14 protein-coding genes and 1 riboswitch are annotated in these 15,124 nt (G+C 68.5%); of the genes, 8 read left to right on the top strand and 6 right to left on the bottom strand.

Going from position 1 to position 15,124, the window contains the following annotated elements; translation table 11 throughout:
- Nucleotides 1-40: 40 nt before the first annotated feature.
- From ACVWWN_RS39095 to ACVWWN_RS39060, 8 genes are all read left to right on the top strand, one after another.
- The gene (locus ACVWWN_RS39095) at nucleotides 41-1,447 is read left to right on the top strand and encodes an FAD-dependent oxidoreductase (protein WP_457148664.1); all 1,407 of its coding nucleotides are present in this window, start codon (nucleotides 41-43) and stop codon (nucleotides 1,445-1,447) included.
- A gap of 9 nt (nucleotides 1,448-1,456) precedes the next feature.
- A riboswitch (TPP riboswitch) is annotated at nucleotides 1,457-1,565 on the top strand.
- Nucleotides 1,556-2,581: a glycine oxidase ThiO gene (gene thiO, locus ACVWWN_RS39090; protein ID WP_457148663.1), complete on the top strand. Its 1,026-nt coding sequence runs from the start codon at nucleotides 1,556-1,558 to the stop codon at nucleotides 2,579-2,581. It overlaps the preceding riboswitch by 10 nt.
- Nucleotides 2,578-2,775 (top strand): sulfur carrier protein ThiS, encoded by a 198-nt coding sequence (thiS, locus tag ACVWWN_RS39085; RefSeq protein ID WP_457148662.1) that lies wholly within the window; start codon nucleotides 2,578-2,580, stop codon nucleotides 2,773-2,775. Before thiO ends, thiS begins: the two co-directional genes overlap by 4 nt.
- Nucleotides 2,768-3,526, top strand: coding sequence for a thiazole synthase (gene thiG, locus ACVWWN_RS39080; RefSeq protein ID WP_457148661.1), 759 nt, complete (start codon nucleotides 2,768-2,770; stop codon nucleotides 3,524-3,526). The genes thiS and thiG overlap by 8 nt, the downstream gene beginning before the upstream one ends.
- Before the next feature lie 151 nt (nucleotides 3,527-3,677).
- Nucleotides 3,678-4,586: an ABC transporter ATP-binding protein gene (locus ACVWWN_RS39075; RefSeq protein WP_457148660.1), complete on the top strand. Its 909-nt coding sequence runs from the start codon at nucleotides 3,678-3,680 to the stop codon at nucleotides 4,584-4,586.
- Nucleotides 4,583-5,341: an ABC transporter permease gene (locus tag ACVWWN_RS39070; RefSeq protein ID WP_457148659.1), complete on the top strand. Its 759-nt coding sequence runs from the start codon at nucleotides 4,583-4,585 to the stop codon at nucleotides 5,339-5,341. Before ACVWWN_RS39075 ends, ACVWWN_RS39070 begins: the two co-directional genes overlap by 4 nt.
- A gap of 19 nt (nucleotides 5,342-5,360) precedes the next feature.
- Entirely contained in the window at nucleotides 5,361-6,881 is a 1,521-nt protein-coding gene (locus tag ACVWWN_RS39065) for a M28 family metallopeptidase (protein ID WP_457148658.1), read from the top strand.
- A gap of 38 nt (nucleotides 6,882-6,919) precedes the next feature.
- On the top strand, nucleotides 6,920-8,341 hold the full coding sequence (locus ACVWWN_RS39060; protein WP_457149446.1) for a M20/M25/M40 family metallo-hydrolase: 1,422 nt from the start codon (nucleotides 6,920-6,922) through the stop codon (nucleotides 8,339-8,341).
- Here the strand turns inward: ACVWWN_RS39060 and ACVWWN_RS39055 are convergent.
- The 6 genes from ACVWWN_RS39055 to ACVWWN_RS39030 are packed head-to-tail and all read right to left on the bottom strand — an operon-like array spanning nucleotide 8,295 to nucleotide 15,113.
- Nucleotides 8,295-9,467 (bottom strand): aromatic ring-hydroxylating oxygenase subunit alpha, encoded by a 1,173-nt coding sequence (locus ACVWWN_RS39055; RefSeq protein ID WP_457148657.1) that lies wholly within the window; start codon nucleotides 9,465-9,467, stop codon nucleotides 8,295-8,297. The two genes, ACVWWN_RS39060 and ACVWWN_RS39055, sit on opposite strands and share 47 nt — an antisense overlap.
- A 60-nt stretch (nucleotides 9,468-9,527) precedes the next feature.
- Complete coding sequence (locus ACVWWN_RS39050; protein ID WP_457148656.1) at nucleotides 9,528-11,693, bottom strand: xanthine dehydrogenase family protein molybdopterin-binding subunit; 2,166 nt, start codon at nucleotides 11,691-11,693, stop codon at nucleotides 9,528-9,530.
- Nucleotides 11,690-12,667 carry an FAD binding domain-containing protein gene (locus ACVWWN_RS39045; protein ID WP_457148655.1) on the bottom strand — a complete coding sequence of 326 codons (978 nt, stop codon included), beginning with the start codon at nucleotides 12,665-12,667 and terminating at the stop codon, nucleotides 11,690-11,692. Before ACVWWN_RS39045 ends, ACVWWN_RS39050 begins: the two co-directional genes overlap by 4 nt.
- A 5-nt stretch (nucleotides 12,668-12,672) precedes the next feature.
- On the bottom strand, nucleotides 12,673-13,269 hold the full coding sequence (locus tag ACVWWN_RS39040; protein ID WP_457148654.1) for a (2Fe-2S)-binding protein: 597 nt from the start codon (nucleotides 13,267-13,269) through the stop codon (nucleotides 12,673-12,675).
- Between the two features lie 27 nt (nucleotides 13,270-13,296).
- Nucleotides 13,297-14,175, bottom strand: coding sequence for an ABC transporter permease (locus tag ACVWWN_RS39035; RefSeq protein WP_457148653.1), 879 nt, complete (start codon nucleotides 14,173-14,175; stop codon nucleotides 13,297-13,299).
- Nucleotides 14,172-15,113: an ABC transporter permease gene (locus tag ACVWWN_RS39030; protein ID WP_457148652.1), complete on the bottom strand. Its 942-nt coding sequence runs from the start codon at nucleotides 15,111-15,113 to the stop codon at nucleotides 14,172-14,174. Before ACVWWN_RS39030 ends, ACVWWN_RS39035 begins: the two co-directional genes overlap by 4 nt.
- Between the last annotated feature and the right edge of the window lie 11 nt (nucleotides 15,114-15,124).

Genomic DNA, 15,124 nt, shown 5'->3' with positions numbered 1-15,124 from the left:
TAGTCACATACTCTAGGCGCCCACCCGATCCCGCGAAACCATGTCACTACCAGGGATAAGGGGAGTAGGTGGTGTCGTGGCGAAGGTCGGCGAGCACGCGATCGTGCTGGGGGCGAGCATGGGGGGCTTGGTAGCCGCGCGTGTGCTCGCCGACCACTTCGAGTCCGTCACGGTGGTGGAGCGCGACCTCTTGCCCCACGACGCCGCCAATCGGCGGGGCGTGCCGCAGGGTCGCCACGTGCACGCGCTCCTCGGCCGCGGGTGCCAGGTCCTCCGCGAACTCTTCCCGGGCTTCACCGAGGAACTCACCGCAGCCGGTGCGCCCAGCTTCGACTACACCGACCTGTCCGAGGTGTACTTCAACTTTGCCGGTCACGAATTTCCGCAGACCGGCGGGTTCACGGGACTGCCACCGGTAATCACCCCGAGCCGGCCGCTGCTGGAAAACCTGGTTCGGCGTCGGGTGCGCGCGATACCGAACGTCACCCTGTTCGAAGGTTATGACGTCGTCGGTCTGACGGCGAGCCCGGGCGGTGACAGGGTCACCGGAGCGCGGATCCGCCCGCACAACGGCGACGGCGAACAGGCGTTGAGTGCGGATCTGGTGGTCGATGCCACCGGCCGCGGCGCGCGCACGCCCGGATTTCTGGACTCCCTCGGTTACGGCCGGCCCCCCGAGGACCGGGTGAGGGTCCGACTGTCCTACTCGAGCCAGCTGCTGCGGATTCCGCCGGGCACGCTGCGCGAGGTGACGACCATCGTCAGCCCCACTGCGCAGCGGTCGACGGGCATGGTGTTGCTCGGCTACGAGAACGACACCTGGATGTTCACGGTGTTCGGCATGGCGGGCTGCGAACCGCCGAGCGGGCTGGCCGAGATGGTCGCCTTCGCCGAGGGCTTGGCGCCGCCGCACATACTCGCGGCCGTCGCCGCCGGGGAGGCCGTGGTCGACGGCTGCCGGTTCCATTACCCCGAAAGCCGGTGGCGCAGATACGACAAGATGCGCCGGTTCCCTGACGGCCTGCTGGTGCTCGGCGACGCGATGTGCAGTTTCAACCCGATCTACGGCCAGGGCATGTCGGTGGCCGCCCTGCAGGCACAGGCACTGGCGCAGTGCCTCGAGCGCGGTCGGGACGATCTGGCGCGGCGTTATTTCCGGGCCGCGGCCAAGCCGATCGGCGTGGCCTGGCGGTTCGCCGTGGGCGGTGATCTCAGCCTGCCCCAGGTCGAGGGACGCCGGCCGTTGTCGGTGCGCGTGTCCAACTCCTACGTCGAGCGGCTTCAGACCGCGGCCGAAACCGACTCCGTCGTCTCCGAACAGCTCACGCGGGTGATCGCCTTCCTCGACCCGCCGTCGCGCCTGCTGAGTCCCAGGATCGCGCTGCGCATGCTGCGCGGCGGCCGACGGGCCCCGTCCCGCCCGGTCGAGCCGGTGCCGACCGGGTAGTACGCTAGACCTGCAATACACGGGAGTCCCTGGACCGGGGGCTGAGAGTGGACGCGCCGTCCTTACCGTCACACCTGATCCGGGTCATGCCGGCGAAGGGAGGAAAAGATGCTGGACCGGTTGGCCGTCGTCGGCGGCGGTGTCATCGGCCTCTCCATCGCGCGACGCGCGGCACTCGACGGCTGGTCCGTCCGTGTGCACAGGAGCTCCGAACACGGCGCCTCCTGGGTGGCGGGTGGCATGCTCGCCCCGCACAGCGAGGGCTGGCCCGGTGAGGAACGGTTGCTGCGGCTCGGGCTGGCGTCCTTGGCGATGTGGCACGGCGGCTTCCTCGACGGCCTGCCCGCCGAGGTCGTCACCGCCCGCGGATCGCTTGTGGTGGCCGTCGACCGCGCCGACGCCGCCGACCTGAAGACGGTCGGTGAGTGGCTCGCGTCGCAGGGCCATCCGGTGTCTCCCACGACATCGGCGCGCGACATCGAGCCGTTGCTGGCGCAGGGCATCCGGCACGGGTTCACCGCGGAAACCGAGCTGGCAGTGGACAATCGGGCCGTCGTGGCGGCGCTGGCGGCACACTGCGACCGGCTTGGCGTGCGCTGGGCGCCGGCCGTGGCCGATCTGGCCGCCGTGCAGGCCGACGCGGTGGTGATCGCCAACGGCATCGACGCGCCCGGGCTGTGGCCCGGCCTGCCGATCAGACCGGTGAAGGGCGAGGTGCTCCGGTTGCGCTGGCGCCGCGGATGTATGCCGTTGCCGCAGCAGGTGATCCGCGCCCGGGTGCACGGTCGTCAGGTCTACCTGGTGCCGCGCGCGGACGGGGTGGTCGTCGGCGCCACGCAATACGAGCACGGCCGCGACACGTCGCCGGCCGTGACCGGTGTGCGGGAACTGCTCGACGACGCATGCGCGGTGATGCCGGCCCTCGGCGAGTACGAATTCGCCGAATGCGCGGCTGGTCTGCGTCCGATGACGGCCGACAATCTGCCCATCGTCGGCCGGCTGGACGAGCGCACGCTGGTCGCCGCCGGCCACGGGAGGTCGGGATTTCTGCTGGCACCGTGGACCGCCGAAGCGATCATCGCCGAATTGCGCGGTGCCCCGCTTCCCGAAGCTGGTTTAGTGGGGGCGCGATGAAGGTCACGGTGAACGACGAAGCGGTCGAGGTCGACGAGCGGACGACGGTGGCCGCCCTGCTGGTGCGCCTCGGATTTCCGGAGAAGGGGATTGCGGTGGCGGTCGACTGGTCGGTCGTGCCCAGATCGGAGTGGGAGACGATGCTGTCCGATGGCGCACGTGTGGAAGTGATGACGGCGGTGCAGGGTGGCTGACTCCAAGCTCACGATCGCGGGCCGGGAGTTCGGTTCCCGGCTCATCCTCGGCACCGGCGGTGCCGCCAATCTCGCGGTGCTGGAGGAGGCGCTGGTCGCGTCGGGCACCGAGCTGACCACGGTCGCGATGCGCCGGGTCGACGCCGAGGGCGGCACCGGGGTGCTCGACCTGCTGAACCGGCTCGGGATCACGCCGCTACCCAACACCGCCGGATGCCGCGGCGCCGCCGAGGCGGTGCTCACCGCACAGCTGGCCCGCGAGGCGTTGCAGACCGACTGGGTCAAGCTCGAGGTGATCGCCGACGAGCGGACCCTGCTGCCCGACGCCGTGGAATTGGTCCGCGCGGCAGAACAATTGGTCGACGCGGGGTTCGTCGTGCTGCCCTACGCCAACGACGACCCGGTGCTGGCCCGTCGGCTCGAGGACATCGGCTGCGCCGTGGTGATGCCGCTGGGCTCGCCGATCGGCACCGGCCTGGGCATCGCCAATCCGCACAACATCGAGATGATCGTCGAGGCGGCCGGGGTGCCGGTGGTGCTCGACGCGGGGATCGGCACCGCCAGCGACGCTGCGCTGGCGATGGAGCTGGGCTGTGATGCGGTGCTACTGGCCACCGCGGTCACGCGGGCGGCCGATCCGCCGACGATGGCCGCGGCGATGGCATCCGCCGTCACCGCCGGCCACCTGGCCCGCCAGGCCGGCCGCATCCCGAAGCGATTCTGGGCACAGGCCTCCAGTCCCGCCTTGTGAGCCGCCATGTGGCGCTGGGCAGCTCGATGGCGGCGGGCCCGGAATTCGGCTGGCCTACCGGGACGGCCCGCCCCGTTGCCCCCGAACCTCGAGAAAGTCGTCGAGAGATTCATGACACGTTGCCGACAGGTTGGCCTGACATCATGGGCCGATGATCGAGCTCGCGGGACTGACCAAGGTGTTCGACAGCACCCGCGCCGTCGACGACCTGACCTGCTCGATCGAACCCGGGATGGTGACCGGGTTTCTCGGCCCGAACGGTGCGGGCAAGACCACGACGATGCGGCTCATCCTCGGTCTGGACCGTCCGACCTCGGGCACGGCGACGATCGACGGCAAGACCTATAAGGAGATCCCCAACCCGCTGCGCAAGGTCGGCGCCCTGCTGGACGCCAGGCAGATGCACCCGAACCGGTCGGCGGTCAACCATCTGCGATGGATCGCGGCGAGCAACCGGATACGCACGAAACGGGTCGACGAGGTGCTGGAGATGGTCGGCCTCGCCGCGCTGGCAGGACAGAACGCGGGTTCGCTGTCGCTGGGGATGAGCCAACGCCTCGGCATCGCCGCCGCTTTGCTCGGCGATCCACCCGTGGTGCTGTTCGACGAGCCGGTCAACGGTCTGGATCCCGAGGGCATCCGCTGGGTCCGCACGCTGATGCGCACACTCGCGGCGCAGGGCCGCACCGTATTCGTCTCGAGCCACCTGCTGGCGGAGATGGCCAATACCGCGGACCGGCTGGTGGTCATCGGCAGGGGCCGGCTGATCGCGTCCACCACGGTGCACGAGTTCGTCAGCCGCTCCGGCGGCGACACCGTCCGGGTGCGCAGCCCCCAGCTGGACGCGTTGCGCCGGCTGCTGGGTGACGCGGGCCTGACGGTCGACGCGGAACCCGACGGCGCGGCGGTGGTGCGCGGCGCCGCCATCGAAGTGGTGGGTGACCTCGCCGCCCGCAACGCGATCACCCTGCACGAACTGAGCACCCAGCGGGCCTCGCTGGAGGAGGCGTACATGAAGCTCACCGACGAGGCCGTCGACTTCCGCGCGGTGAGCCGATGAGCGCTGTTGCGGTGCTCGACGCCGAACGGATCAAACTGTCGACGACGAAATCGCCGCTGTGGACGGGTGGGGTGGTTGCCGTCCTCAGCCTGGGGCTGGCGGCGCTGCAGGGCGCCACCGCCTACGACTACACCGCGCTGCCACCCGAGAAGGCGGCGATCGGGGTGGCGGTGTTCGGCGTGCCGGTGCTGATGATCCTGGCATCGATGTCGGTGACGAGCGAGTACCGCACCTCGACGATCCGCACCACGTTCATGGCCACTCCGAGTCGGGCGCTGGTGCTGGCCGCCAAAGCCGTTGTGGCGGCCATCAGTTCGGGTGTGTACACAGCGCTGATGGTGATCACCTCGATCATCGTCGCGCGGATGTTCGCCGAACCGTTCGTCGGCGGTGAGCTGTCGCTGTCACAGGCATCCAGCTGGCGCGCGGTCGGCGCCATCTCGCTGTATGCCGCGCTGGCCGCCGTGCTCGGGGTCGGGGTCGGCGCACTGGTGCGGCATGCGGCGGCGTCCGTGGCGGTGCTGTTGCTCTGGCCGCTGCTGGTGGAACCGGTGATCGGCAACCTGCCGAACGCCGGCACGGAGGTCGGGCCCTACCTGCCGTTCGTGAATGTCTTCCTGTTCCTCGGGGTGCCGTGGCTGTATCCGTCATACGTGATGCACTGGGGTGTGCTCGGCTCGCTGGTGTACTTCACCGTGATCGTCGCCCTCGCCTTCGTCGCGGCGATCGTCGTGGTGAACCGCCGCGATGCGTGACTCGGCTAACGTGGGCGCGATGGGGCGTAGATGGCTGGCGGCGTTCGCCATTCTGATGGCGACTGTCACGACCTGGGCGCTGGGCGGTTGCGGACGTGAGATGCGACCGCAGCCGCAGCCGTCGTCGACCTCGGGCGCGCCGGCCGGTCCGGCCAGCGACTTCGCCGCCGCGCTGCAGAAAAAGGTCACCGCGGACGCGATGATGGCGCATCTGCAGAAGCTGCAGGACATCGCCGATGCCAACAAGGGCACCCGCGCCCTCGGCACTCCCGGTTACGACGCCAGCGTGGACTACGTCGCGGACACGCTACGGGACAAGGGTTTCGACGTACAGACGCCCGAGTTCGAGGTGCGGCTGCCGTTCGCCGACGAGCCCGACCTGAGCGTGGCACGTGAGAAGATCACGGCACGGCCCCTGAACTTCACCATCGGTACTCCGCCCGCCGGCGCGTCGGGGCCCCTGGTGCCCGCAGAGGCCGAGGACACGCCCGGGTGTACCGCATCGGACTACGACGGTTTGCCCGTCGCCGGCGGGGTGGTGCTGGTGGACCGTGGCGCATGCCCGTTCGGGGCGAAGCAGGCGGTGGCCGCGGAGCGCGGCGCGGTGGCGCTGATCATCGCCAACAACGAGGACGGCGACGAAATGGGCGGGACCCTGGGGGAGACGACCGACGTGAAGGTCCCGGTCATCAGCGTTACCAAGGCCACCGGACAGCGACTGCGTGGCATGGGAGGCGAGCCCACCGCCATCAAGCTGCACGCGGGCGTGCGGGTCGAGCACACGCGCAACGTCATTGCGCAGACCAGGACCGGTTCGGGCGCCGACGTCGTGATGGTCGGCGCCCACCTCGACAGTGTGCCCGATGGGCCGGGGATCAACGACAACGGCTCCGGGGTGGCGGCGACCCTGGAAACCGCGCTGCAGCTGGGGAGTTCGCCAAAGATCAACAACGCAGTGAGGTTCGGCTTCTGGGGCGCCGAGGAAGAGGGACTTCTCGGTTCGACCAACTACGTCGAGTCGCTGGACATCGACAAGCTCAAGGACATCGCGCTCTATCTCAACTTCGATATGCTCGGCTCGCCCAACCCCGGATACTTCACCTACGACGGCGATCAGTCGGCTCCGCCCGACCCGAAGGGCGGTTTCCCGCGGGTCCCCGAGGGTTCGGCGGGCATCGAACGGCTGCTGGTGGCCTATCTCGACGGAGCGGGAAAAACAGCCCGGGACACGTCGTTCGACGGCCGGTCCGATTACGACGGCTTCACCCAATCGGGAGTTCCCGCAGGCGGCCTCTTCTCGGGCGCCGAGGAGAAGAAGTCCGACGAGCTGGCCAGGTTGTGGGGCGGTCAGGCGAATGAGCCGTTCGATCCGAACTACCACAAGGCGACCGACACGCTCGACCATATCGACCGCGGCGCGTTGGGAATCCACGGTGGCGGAGTCGCTTACGCGGTGGGACTCTATGCGCAGGACCAGAGCGGACGAAATGGCGTGCCGGTCCGCGACGACCGCACCCGGCATGCGCTGACGACATCGTGAGGCCGGTGGCCTGGGCGAGCCTGGTGGTCGTGGTCGCGATGGCCCTGACGTCGTGTTCGTCGAAGGAGACCTCGACGCCGCCCGACTTGGCGCGCGAGCTGGCGGGCAAGGTGAGCGTCGACGGGATGTACGCGCACCTGCGCAAGCTGCAGGAGGTCGCCGACGCCAACGGCTCCACCCGCGCCGACGGAACGCCCGGCTATGACGGCAGCCTGGACTACGTCGCGCAGACGCTGAAAGACAAGGGATTCGACGTCCAGACACCGGAGTTCGAGCGGCTGGCGCGGACACAGGGCGGCAAACCCAGGCTCACCGTCGCAGGCCGTGACCACCAGGTGGACCAGGCGTCGCTGATGGTCACCACTCCGCCGGGTGGGTTGACCGCGCTCACGGTGCGACCGCAGAAGTCGCCCGGTTGCGTCGGTGCCGACTACGGTTCGGTGTCGGTCGAGCGCGCGATCGCCGTGGTCGACGACGCCGGTTGTTCGGTCGTCGTCAAGCAGAAGACCGCCGTGTCGATGGGTGCGGTCGGCGTGCTCGTCGTGAGCGCACCCGGTTCGGCCGGCAGCCCGGCCGGGCTGTTCACGCCGGGTTACTACCAGGAACTCACCGTTCCGGTCGGGGTCATCGACACGGCCGCGGACGCGGCGCTGCGGCGCACGAACAACCCGGTGCGGCTGGTGCTGGACAGCAGGCCGGTGATGGTCAAGTCGCGAAACGTGGTGGCTCAGACCAAGTCCGGTGACATCAAGAACGTCGTCATGGTGGGCGCACATCTCGACAGCTCGGCCCGCAGCCCCGGTATCAACGACGACGGCTCGGGTGTCGCGGCGATTCTGGAGGCCGCCGCGGCGCTCGGCTCGGCGCCGCAGATCACCAACGCGGTCCGGTTCGCCTTCTGGGCATCCGAGGAGAACGGCCTCGGCGGGGCGGCGAACTATCTTCGCGGCCTGAACGCCGACCAACGCGAGGACATCGCGCTCTACGTCAACGCCGACATGCTCGGATCGCCCAATGCCGGCTACTTCACCTACGACGGTGACCAGTCCGCCCAGCCCAATCCGGAGATCCCGTCGCGCACCGTGCCCGACGGATCGGCGGGCATCGAACGCAATCTCGCCGGTTACCTCAACCTTGCGGGTGTGCGTCCGGCGGATCTGCCACTGGCCAAGAACACCGACTACACCGCATTCCTGTTGGCCGGCATCCCGATCGGCGGGATAACCACGGGATCATCTCAACGGAAGACCGAAGTGCAGGCACGGCTTTGGGGTGGACGGGCCGGTGTAGCGTTCGACCCGAACTACCACACCGCCGGCGACACCATCGACAACATCGACCGGCGCGCGCTGTCGCTCACCGGACCCGCCGTCGCCTACGCGGTGGGTGCGTACGCGCAGTCGACCGACGGTGTCAATGGAGTCCCGCCGCGGGACCGGCGGCACCGGAATACGCCTTAGCCACCCGGGTGACGAACTGGTAGACGCCGTCTTCGTCGGGGGCCAGCGGACCTGGTCGCGCATGCGGTGAGGAAAGGCCGCGCTGTACCGACTCACACGCGGCCCAGTCCTGCCGGTTGGTCAGGTCCCAGAAGTCAACGGCATACGAAGGATCGAAATCCGCTTGGGCCGCAACATCTTTCGGGAACGCCCAGGCGCACTCGACATGCGTCCGGTCCACCGCAATTGGAGTCATCAGGTGGGTCATCACATAGTCGGGGTGCAGGCTCACCAGCAGGTTGGGATAGCCGACCAGATACATGACGCTGTGCAGCTCCTGCTCCGACAGGCCCTGGATGGCGACGCCGCCACTCTTGCCCGACAGCGACATCGTCTCGGCGCCCTCGATGATCGACATCCAGCCGCCCATCCACGAGCCTGCCAGTTCGAGGTTCTCGCCGCTGGTCGGCGGGCTGATCCGGGACAGCTCCGGATGGATGGTCGAGCAGTGGTAGCACTCCTGGTAGTTCTCGGCGATCACCTTCCAGTTGGTGGCGAGCTCGTAGGAGTGGCGGTCCACGATCGTCAGGTCTTCCGGACGATACGGCCCGATGACGTCCTCTAAACCGGCGACATGCTGTTCGAATTCGGCGTCCTGGCCACTGGGATCCACGAACAGCCAGCCGTGCCAGTCGACCAGCCGCAGCTCGGCCAGCCCGAACTGATCAGGGTCGAAGCTTTCGAGGGTGCGGAAGCCGGGTGCGTTGCGCAACCGGCCGTCCAGCCGGTACGACCACGAATGGTACGGACAGACGATTGCGCGGCCCTTGGTGGTGGCGTTGCAGGCGAGAAGTTCGTGTCCCCGGTGCCTGCAGGTGTTCGCGAACGCGCGGACCACGTCGTCGTCGCCACGCACCAACAGGATCGAGTTCGGCCCGGATCCCACCGCCCGCTGCGCGCCGACGGCCGCCAGGTCCGAGGCATGGCCGACGCACGTCCAGCCCGAGAAGATGGCCGTCTGCTCCCATTCGAACACCGCTGGATCCACGTAGGCCTCCCGCGGCAGCATCCGCGACTGGCCGAACGGGGCCAGCGCCGCGGCGAGGTCAGCTGCGGGAACCGGTGCCGGACCCTGCTGTTTGAACATACAGTCAGCCTAGCGGGCCCGGCTCGGCAGGTCCACAGTTCAACCCGCTCCCGCCGGAGACTACAGCAGTTTCTCCAGCGTGATGGGGAGCTCAGTGACCCGCTTTCCGGTCGCGTTGAACACCGCATTGGCTATCGCGGCGGGCACTCCGACGATGACGAGTTCGCCGAGGCCCTTGACTCCGAGGGGATCGGCGATGGTGTCCTCGGCGGTGAGGAAGGTGGCGTCCAGGGCGGGCACGTCCGCGTTGACCGGCACGAGGTAGTCGGACATGTTGGCGTTCACCACCCGCCCGTCGCGGTAGTCCAGGTTCGCGCCTTCCAGCAGTGCCATCCCGATGCCACCTACCATCCCGCCGATGGCCTGACTGTGCGCGAGCTTCGGATTGATGATCCGGCCGGCGTCGTAGCACGCGTGAATGCGGCGGATCCGGACCGTGGAGAGCGCCTCGTCGACCGCGACCTCGGCGAACACGGCCCCGTAGGCGTTCATCGAGAACCGTTGATCGGCGTCATCAGGGGACCAGGTCTGATGCGTGTCCAGGTTGTGCCAGCCCTTGCGCCGGAGGAGGTCCTGGTAGCTCTCGGTCCGGGCCGGGTCGGCGGTGCGGAACATCCGCCCGTCCGTCACCGAGACGTCCGCGGGCCGAAGTCCGTTCAGCGGTGAGCCGGGGTCGACCACCGCGGTGCGCACGAAGCGGTCGCGCAGCATGGTCGCCGTGGTGAGGATCGCAGAGCCGACACTGGCCATGGTCCTGGACCCGGAATGCGATGGAGCGGGCGGAAAGTTGCTGTCGCCCAGTACGAATCGCACGCGACCGAAGGGCAGACCGAGTGCGTCCGCGGCCACCTGGGTCATCGATGTGTAGGTCCCCGGCCCCATATCGCTGGTGCCGCACTCGACGTCGGCCGTGCCGTCGGCGTTGACGCGGACCGTCGCCGAGCATTCGCTTCGCGCGGTGTGGTAGACGGATGCCGCCATGCCGATGCCGATCAGCTGATCGCCGTCGGACACCGCCCGGGGTTTGGGGTTTCGGCGCGACCAGCCGAACTCGGCGCCGCCCTGGCGTAGGCAGTCGGTGAGCCGTCGGGTCGAGAACGGCAGGCCATCCGATTCATCGCGCTGTGGTTCGTTGCGCAACCGCAGTTCGATCGGGTCCAGTCCGAGCCGGGCCGCCAGATCGTCCATCGCGGACTCCATCGCGAACTCACCCGATGTCGCCCCGGGCCCACGCATGGGGCATGGCGGGTTCACGTCGAGCGGCACAATCCGATACGTCGAGCGCATATTCGGCGAGCTGTACATGAACCTCGGGTTGGCCATCAGGCTGTCCTCGAAAGCGTTGTACCGCGACGTCTCGTGGCGTCCTTCGTGCACGATCGCGCTGATCCGGCCGGAGCGGTCCGCGCCGATCGCCAAACGCTGACGGCTGGTGGGGCGGTACCCGATGCCGCTGTACATTTGCTTTCGGCTCAGCACCAGCTTGACCGGGCGCCGCAGTTGGCGGGCCGCGTAGGCCGCGAGCAGCTGGTGTGGCCAGGTGGTGCCCGCGCTGCCGAACGCTCCGCCGACGAACGGCGAGATCACCCTGACCTGGTCGGCGGGAATCGCGAAGGCGCCGGCGTAGGTCTGCTGTGCGCCGCTGATGCTCTGCACCTTGTCCCACACGGTCAGCCGGTCGCCGTCCCAGCTGGCCACGGTCGACGGCAACTCCATCGGGTTGTGGTTGTTGCGCTCGATGGAGTACTCCAGGTCGGTCACCACCGCGGCACCCCGCAACGCGTCGTCGGCGTTCCCGCGCGCGTAGTCCTTCGTCCGCTTGGCCTCCACCTGCTTGGCCTCGGGCGCGTCGATGTTGGTCACTTGCGCACCGGGCCGGTACCGCACCTCGACCACCGAGGCCCCGTGCATCGCGGCCTCCAGCGTGGTGGCGACCACGACGGCCACGGGCTGGCCGAAGCAGGACACCTGCCGGATGTCGTAGGGCAGCTTGACGCCGCCGAACTCGGTGAGAACGCGCAACACATCGTGGTCGCGCAGCGCCGGAGCGGGGTCGATGCGCTCGACGCTGCCGCGCGCGACCGTGCTGCATACAAGTGCGGCGTACGCCAGGTTCTTGGTCGGGTTGTCGGCGGCGTAGAGCGCCTTCCCGGTGACCTTGAGCCGACCGTCTATCCGCGTCAGGGGCTGGCCGGAGATCAGGGCCGCCGGCACGGGGCGGGTCACGGCAGCCCCGCCACGGCCGCGAGCTGACGTTCGACCGTCCGCTTGATCAGTTCCACCTTGAATCCGTTCTCCGCCAACGGCCTGGCGTCATCGGCGGCGTGTGTAGCGGCCGAGCGCCACAGATCGGGACCCGCAGGCCGGTTCGTCAGCGCCTGCTCGACGCCGGGCAGCCGCCACGGCACCGTTCCGACGCCGCCGACCGCGACCCGCGCCGTTCGCACGGTGCCCGCTGTGACGTCCATGGCGACGGCAGCCGACGCGAGCGCGAACTCGAAGGACTCACGATCACGCACCTTGAGGTAGCCCGACCGCCGTGACTCGGGCACGACCGGCACCTCGACGGCCGTGATCAGGGCGCCGGGACGCAGATCGTGTTCCTGATCGGGCGTGGTGCCGGGCTGGCGGAAGAATTGCGCGGCCCGAATCGACTTCTCCCCGTCACGGTCCCGGGTGACGACCATCGCGTCGAGCGCAACGAGTGCCACCGCCAGATCGGAGGGATGGGTGGCCACACATGAGTCGCTGGTGCCGAGGATCGCGTGGGTGCGGTTGCGGCCCCCGATCGCCGCGCAGCCGGTGCCGGGTGTGCGGCGGTTGCACGCGGCCGAGACGTCGCGAAAGTACAGGCAACGCGGCCGCTGCATCAAGTTGCCTCCGATCGACGCCATGTTGCGGATCTGGGCCGACGCAGACAGCTCCAGCGCCTGCGCGATCACCGGGAACTGCTGCCGCACACCGGGGTGGGCGGCGAGGTCGGACATCCGCACCAACGCACCGACCCGCAGCTTCGAGGGCTGCAGGTCGATGTCGCGATAGGGCAGGGCGTTGATGTCGACGACGGCGGACGGCCGCTCGACCGTCTCGCGCATCAGGTCGACCAATGTGGTGCCGCCCGCGATGTAGCGGGCGCCGGTGGCGGCCGCCGCCAACGCGGACTCCTCGTCGCGCGCCTTGCTGAACTCGAACGGGAACACGGCCGTCAGACCTTGCGTGCCGCGGTGATGACCGCGTTGACGATGTTGGTGTACGCGCCGCAGCGACAGATGTTGCCGCTCATCCACTCGCGGATCTCGGCGGGCGAGCCGGTGTGGCCTTCGTTGATGCAGCCGACGCCGGAGATGATCTGTCCCGCTGTGCAATATCCGCACTGGAATGCGTCTTCGTCGATGAACGCCTGCTGTAGCGGGTGCAGCCGGCCGTTCTCTTCGAGGCCTTCGATCGTGGTGATCTCCGCGCCGTCGTGCATCACCGCCAGGGTCAGGCACGAGTTGACCCGCTGCCCGTTCACCAGAATCGTGCACGCGCCACACGCGCCCTGGTCGCAGCCCTTCTTGGTGCCGGTCAGACCGGCCCGTTCACGCAACATGTCCAGCAGCGACGTGCGGTTGTCCACGGTGACCCGACGTTGCTCCCCGTTGATCCGCATGTGCACTTCGGACGATGCCGCGGCCTGCTGATTGTCGGTGTCTCCGCACCCGGCGATGAGGGGAGTGGCCGCCACCACCCCACCGACCGCCACGGACGCACCGACGAATGTTCTCCGGTTGATGTCCACCACTGGTCCCAGGGTAGGCATGAACCCTGTGAGCGCCAGCCGGTGAGATCACGCCTCTCCGGTGAAGCCACCGATCCCGCGGTCGGCGGTGGTGTCGGCCCGGGTCATGAACCGATACACCAGGAACCCGATCACCACGGCCGTCAGCGCGGCCAGCAGCAGAAGGGTGGCCAGCGCATTCAGGGCAGGCGTCGGCGCGGCGCGCGCGGTGTTGTAGATCTTCACCGAGACCGGCTCGGTGGAGGCGTTGCCCGACAGGTAGCGCACCAGGACGAAATCGTCGATCACGTCGGCGAAGACGAGCACGGTGCTGGCGAACATCGCGGGCAGCAGCATCGGCATGATGATCCGCCGCAGCGCGCCGAGCGGTGACGCGCCGAGATCCATTGCAGCTTCCTCGTATTGCGGGCCGATGGTGGCCAGCCGGGCCCGCACCAGCACGGCCGGGTAGGACACCTGGAAGGTGACCAGGCCGACGACCTGCGCGGCGGTGCCGAGCTGAATGGGAACGGCCACCGTGGTGATCACGAACAGCAGCGCGACCGCGAGCAGCACCTCGGGCAGCACGAACGAGAGCAGCATCAGGAAGTTCGCCCCGGCGGGGAGTTTGCCCCGCCAGCGGTCGATGCCGATGGCGAACAGGGTTCCGAGCGGGACGGTGATCAACGTCGCGATAACCCCGAGCTTGATGGTCTGCAGCAGCGCGGTGTGCAGGGCATCGTTGTGCCAGACCGACAGCGTCTGGTCGCCCCAGTACCAGCGGAACGAAAAGCCCTGCCACGAGGTGCGGGACCGGCCGTTGTTGAACGAGTACGCCACCGCGATGAGCACCGGCAGCAACGACCACGCCAGATACCCGGCGGTGATGGCGACCAGGAATCGCGGCGGCCGCCACGGGTCGTTCCACCACGCGACCGGGCCCCTCATGTCGACACCTCGTCGCGTCGGGAGGTGACCCGGATGTAGTAGAGCATCGGCAGCAGGGCCGCCAGGAACACCAACATGACGAATGCGCCCGCCTGCCCGGTCTGGCCGGGCGACTGGACACTGTCGTTGATCAGGTTGCCGACCATCGCGGTCTTCGGGGATGCCGAAAGCATGTCGCTGGTGAAGTAGTCGCCGAGCATCGGCAGGCAGGTCAGCAGGACGGCGGCGACAATCGTCGGCCGGCACAGGGGCAGCGTCACCCGCCAAAACGATGAAAACCGGTCGGCGCCAAGATCACGCGACGCTTCGAGCATCGGCTGCGACAGCCGGTCGAGACCCGCATAGAGGGGCAGGATCATGTACGGCACGTATCCGTACACCAGCCCGAGAATCACCACCACGGGCTGCCCGGTCAACCACTTGACGTCGGGAGTGAACAGTCCACCGAAGCTCACCATCTTGTTGAACAGACCGTCGTCCTGCAGGAGATTCACCCAGGCGAACATGCGCATCATGTAGCTGATCCAGAACGGCGCGATCAACAGCGCCAGCAGCAGTCCCTTGCGCTTACCGGAAAGCCGGGCCACGTAGTAGGAGACGGGGAACGCGATCAGCAGACAGAGGGCGCTGGCGGCGAGCACGAAGATGAAGGTGCGAAGGATCGCGGCCCCGAAGACGCCGCTGGTGCCGACGATGTGGGTCAGCACATAGGTGAATTGCGTGGGGTCCCACTGCAGTGGGTTCCACACCGGCACCGGGGTGCGGAAGATCGGATCGACCTGGCCGAATACGATGCACAGCACGACGTACAGCGGAAAGATGAAAAAGGCCGACAGCCAGATGATTCCGGGCGCGGCCAACGCCGACCAGAGCCTGCTGCGGCGCTCGCGGGGCGGCGGTGCCGCCCGCGGTGGTGCGGTGACTACCGGGACCGCCACTGCGCCACCTC

Source organism: Mycobacterium sp. URHB0021 (assembly GCF_054057895.1).
Note: the sequence above shows the minus strand (reverse complement) of the source record. Positions and strands in the feature narration are given on the sequence as shown.

Coding starts and splice junctions, on each gene's coding strand:
- ACVWWN_RS39095 (WP_457148664.1), top strand. CDS start 41: ATGTCACTACCAGGGATAAGGGGAGTAGGTGGTGTCGTGGCGAAGGTC.
- thiO (WP_457148663.1), top strand. CDS start 1,556: ATGCTGGACCGGTTGGCCGTCGTCGGCGGCGGTGTCATCGGCCTCTCC.
- ACVWWN_RS39055 (WP_457148657.1), bottom strand. CDS start 9,467: ATGTTCAAACAGCAGGGTCCGGCACCGGTTCCCGCAGCTGACCTCGCC.
- ACVWWN_RS39070 (WP_457148659.1), top strand. CDS start 4,583: ATGAGCGCTGTTGCGGTGCTCGACGCCGAACGGATCAAACTGTCGACG.
- ACVWWN_RS39075 (WP_457148660.1), top strand. CDS start 3,678: ATGATCGAGCTCGCGGGACTGACCAAGGTGTTCGACAGCACCCGCGCC.
- thiS (WP_457148662.1), top strand. CDS start 2,578: ATGAAGGTCACGGTGAACGACGAAGCGGTCGAGGTCGACGAGCGGACG.
- ACVWWN_RS39035 (WP_457148653.1), bottom strand. CDS start 14,175: ATGAGGGGCCCGGTCGCGTGGTGGAACGACCCGTGGCGGCCGCCGCGA.
- ACVWWN_RS39060 (WP_457149446.1), top strand. CDS start 6,920: ATGGCCCTGACGTCGTGTTCGTCGAAGGAGACCTCGACGCCGCCCGAC.
- ACVWWN_RS39040 (WP_457148654.1), bottom strand. CDS start 13,269: ATGCCTACCCTGGGACCAGTGGTGGACATCAACCGGAGAACATTCGTC.
- ACVWWN_RS39065 (WP_457148658.1), top strand. CDS start 5,361: ATGGGGCGTAGATGGCTGGCGGCGTTCGCCATTCTGATGGCGACTGTC.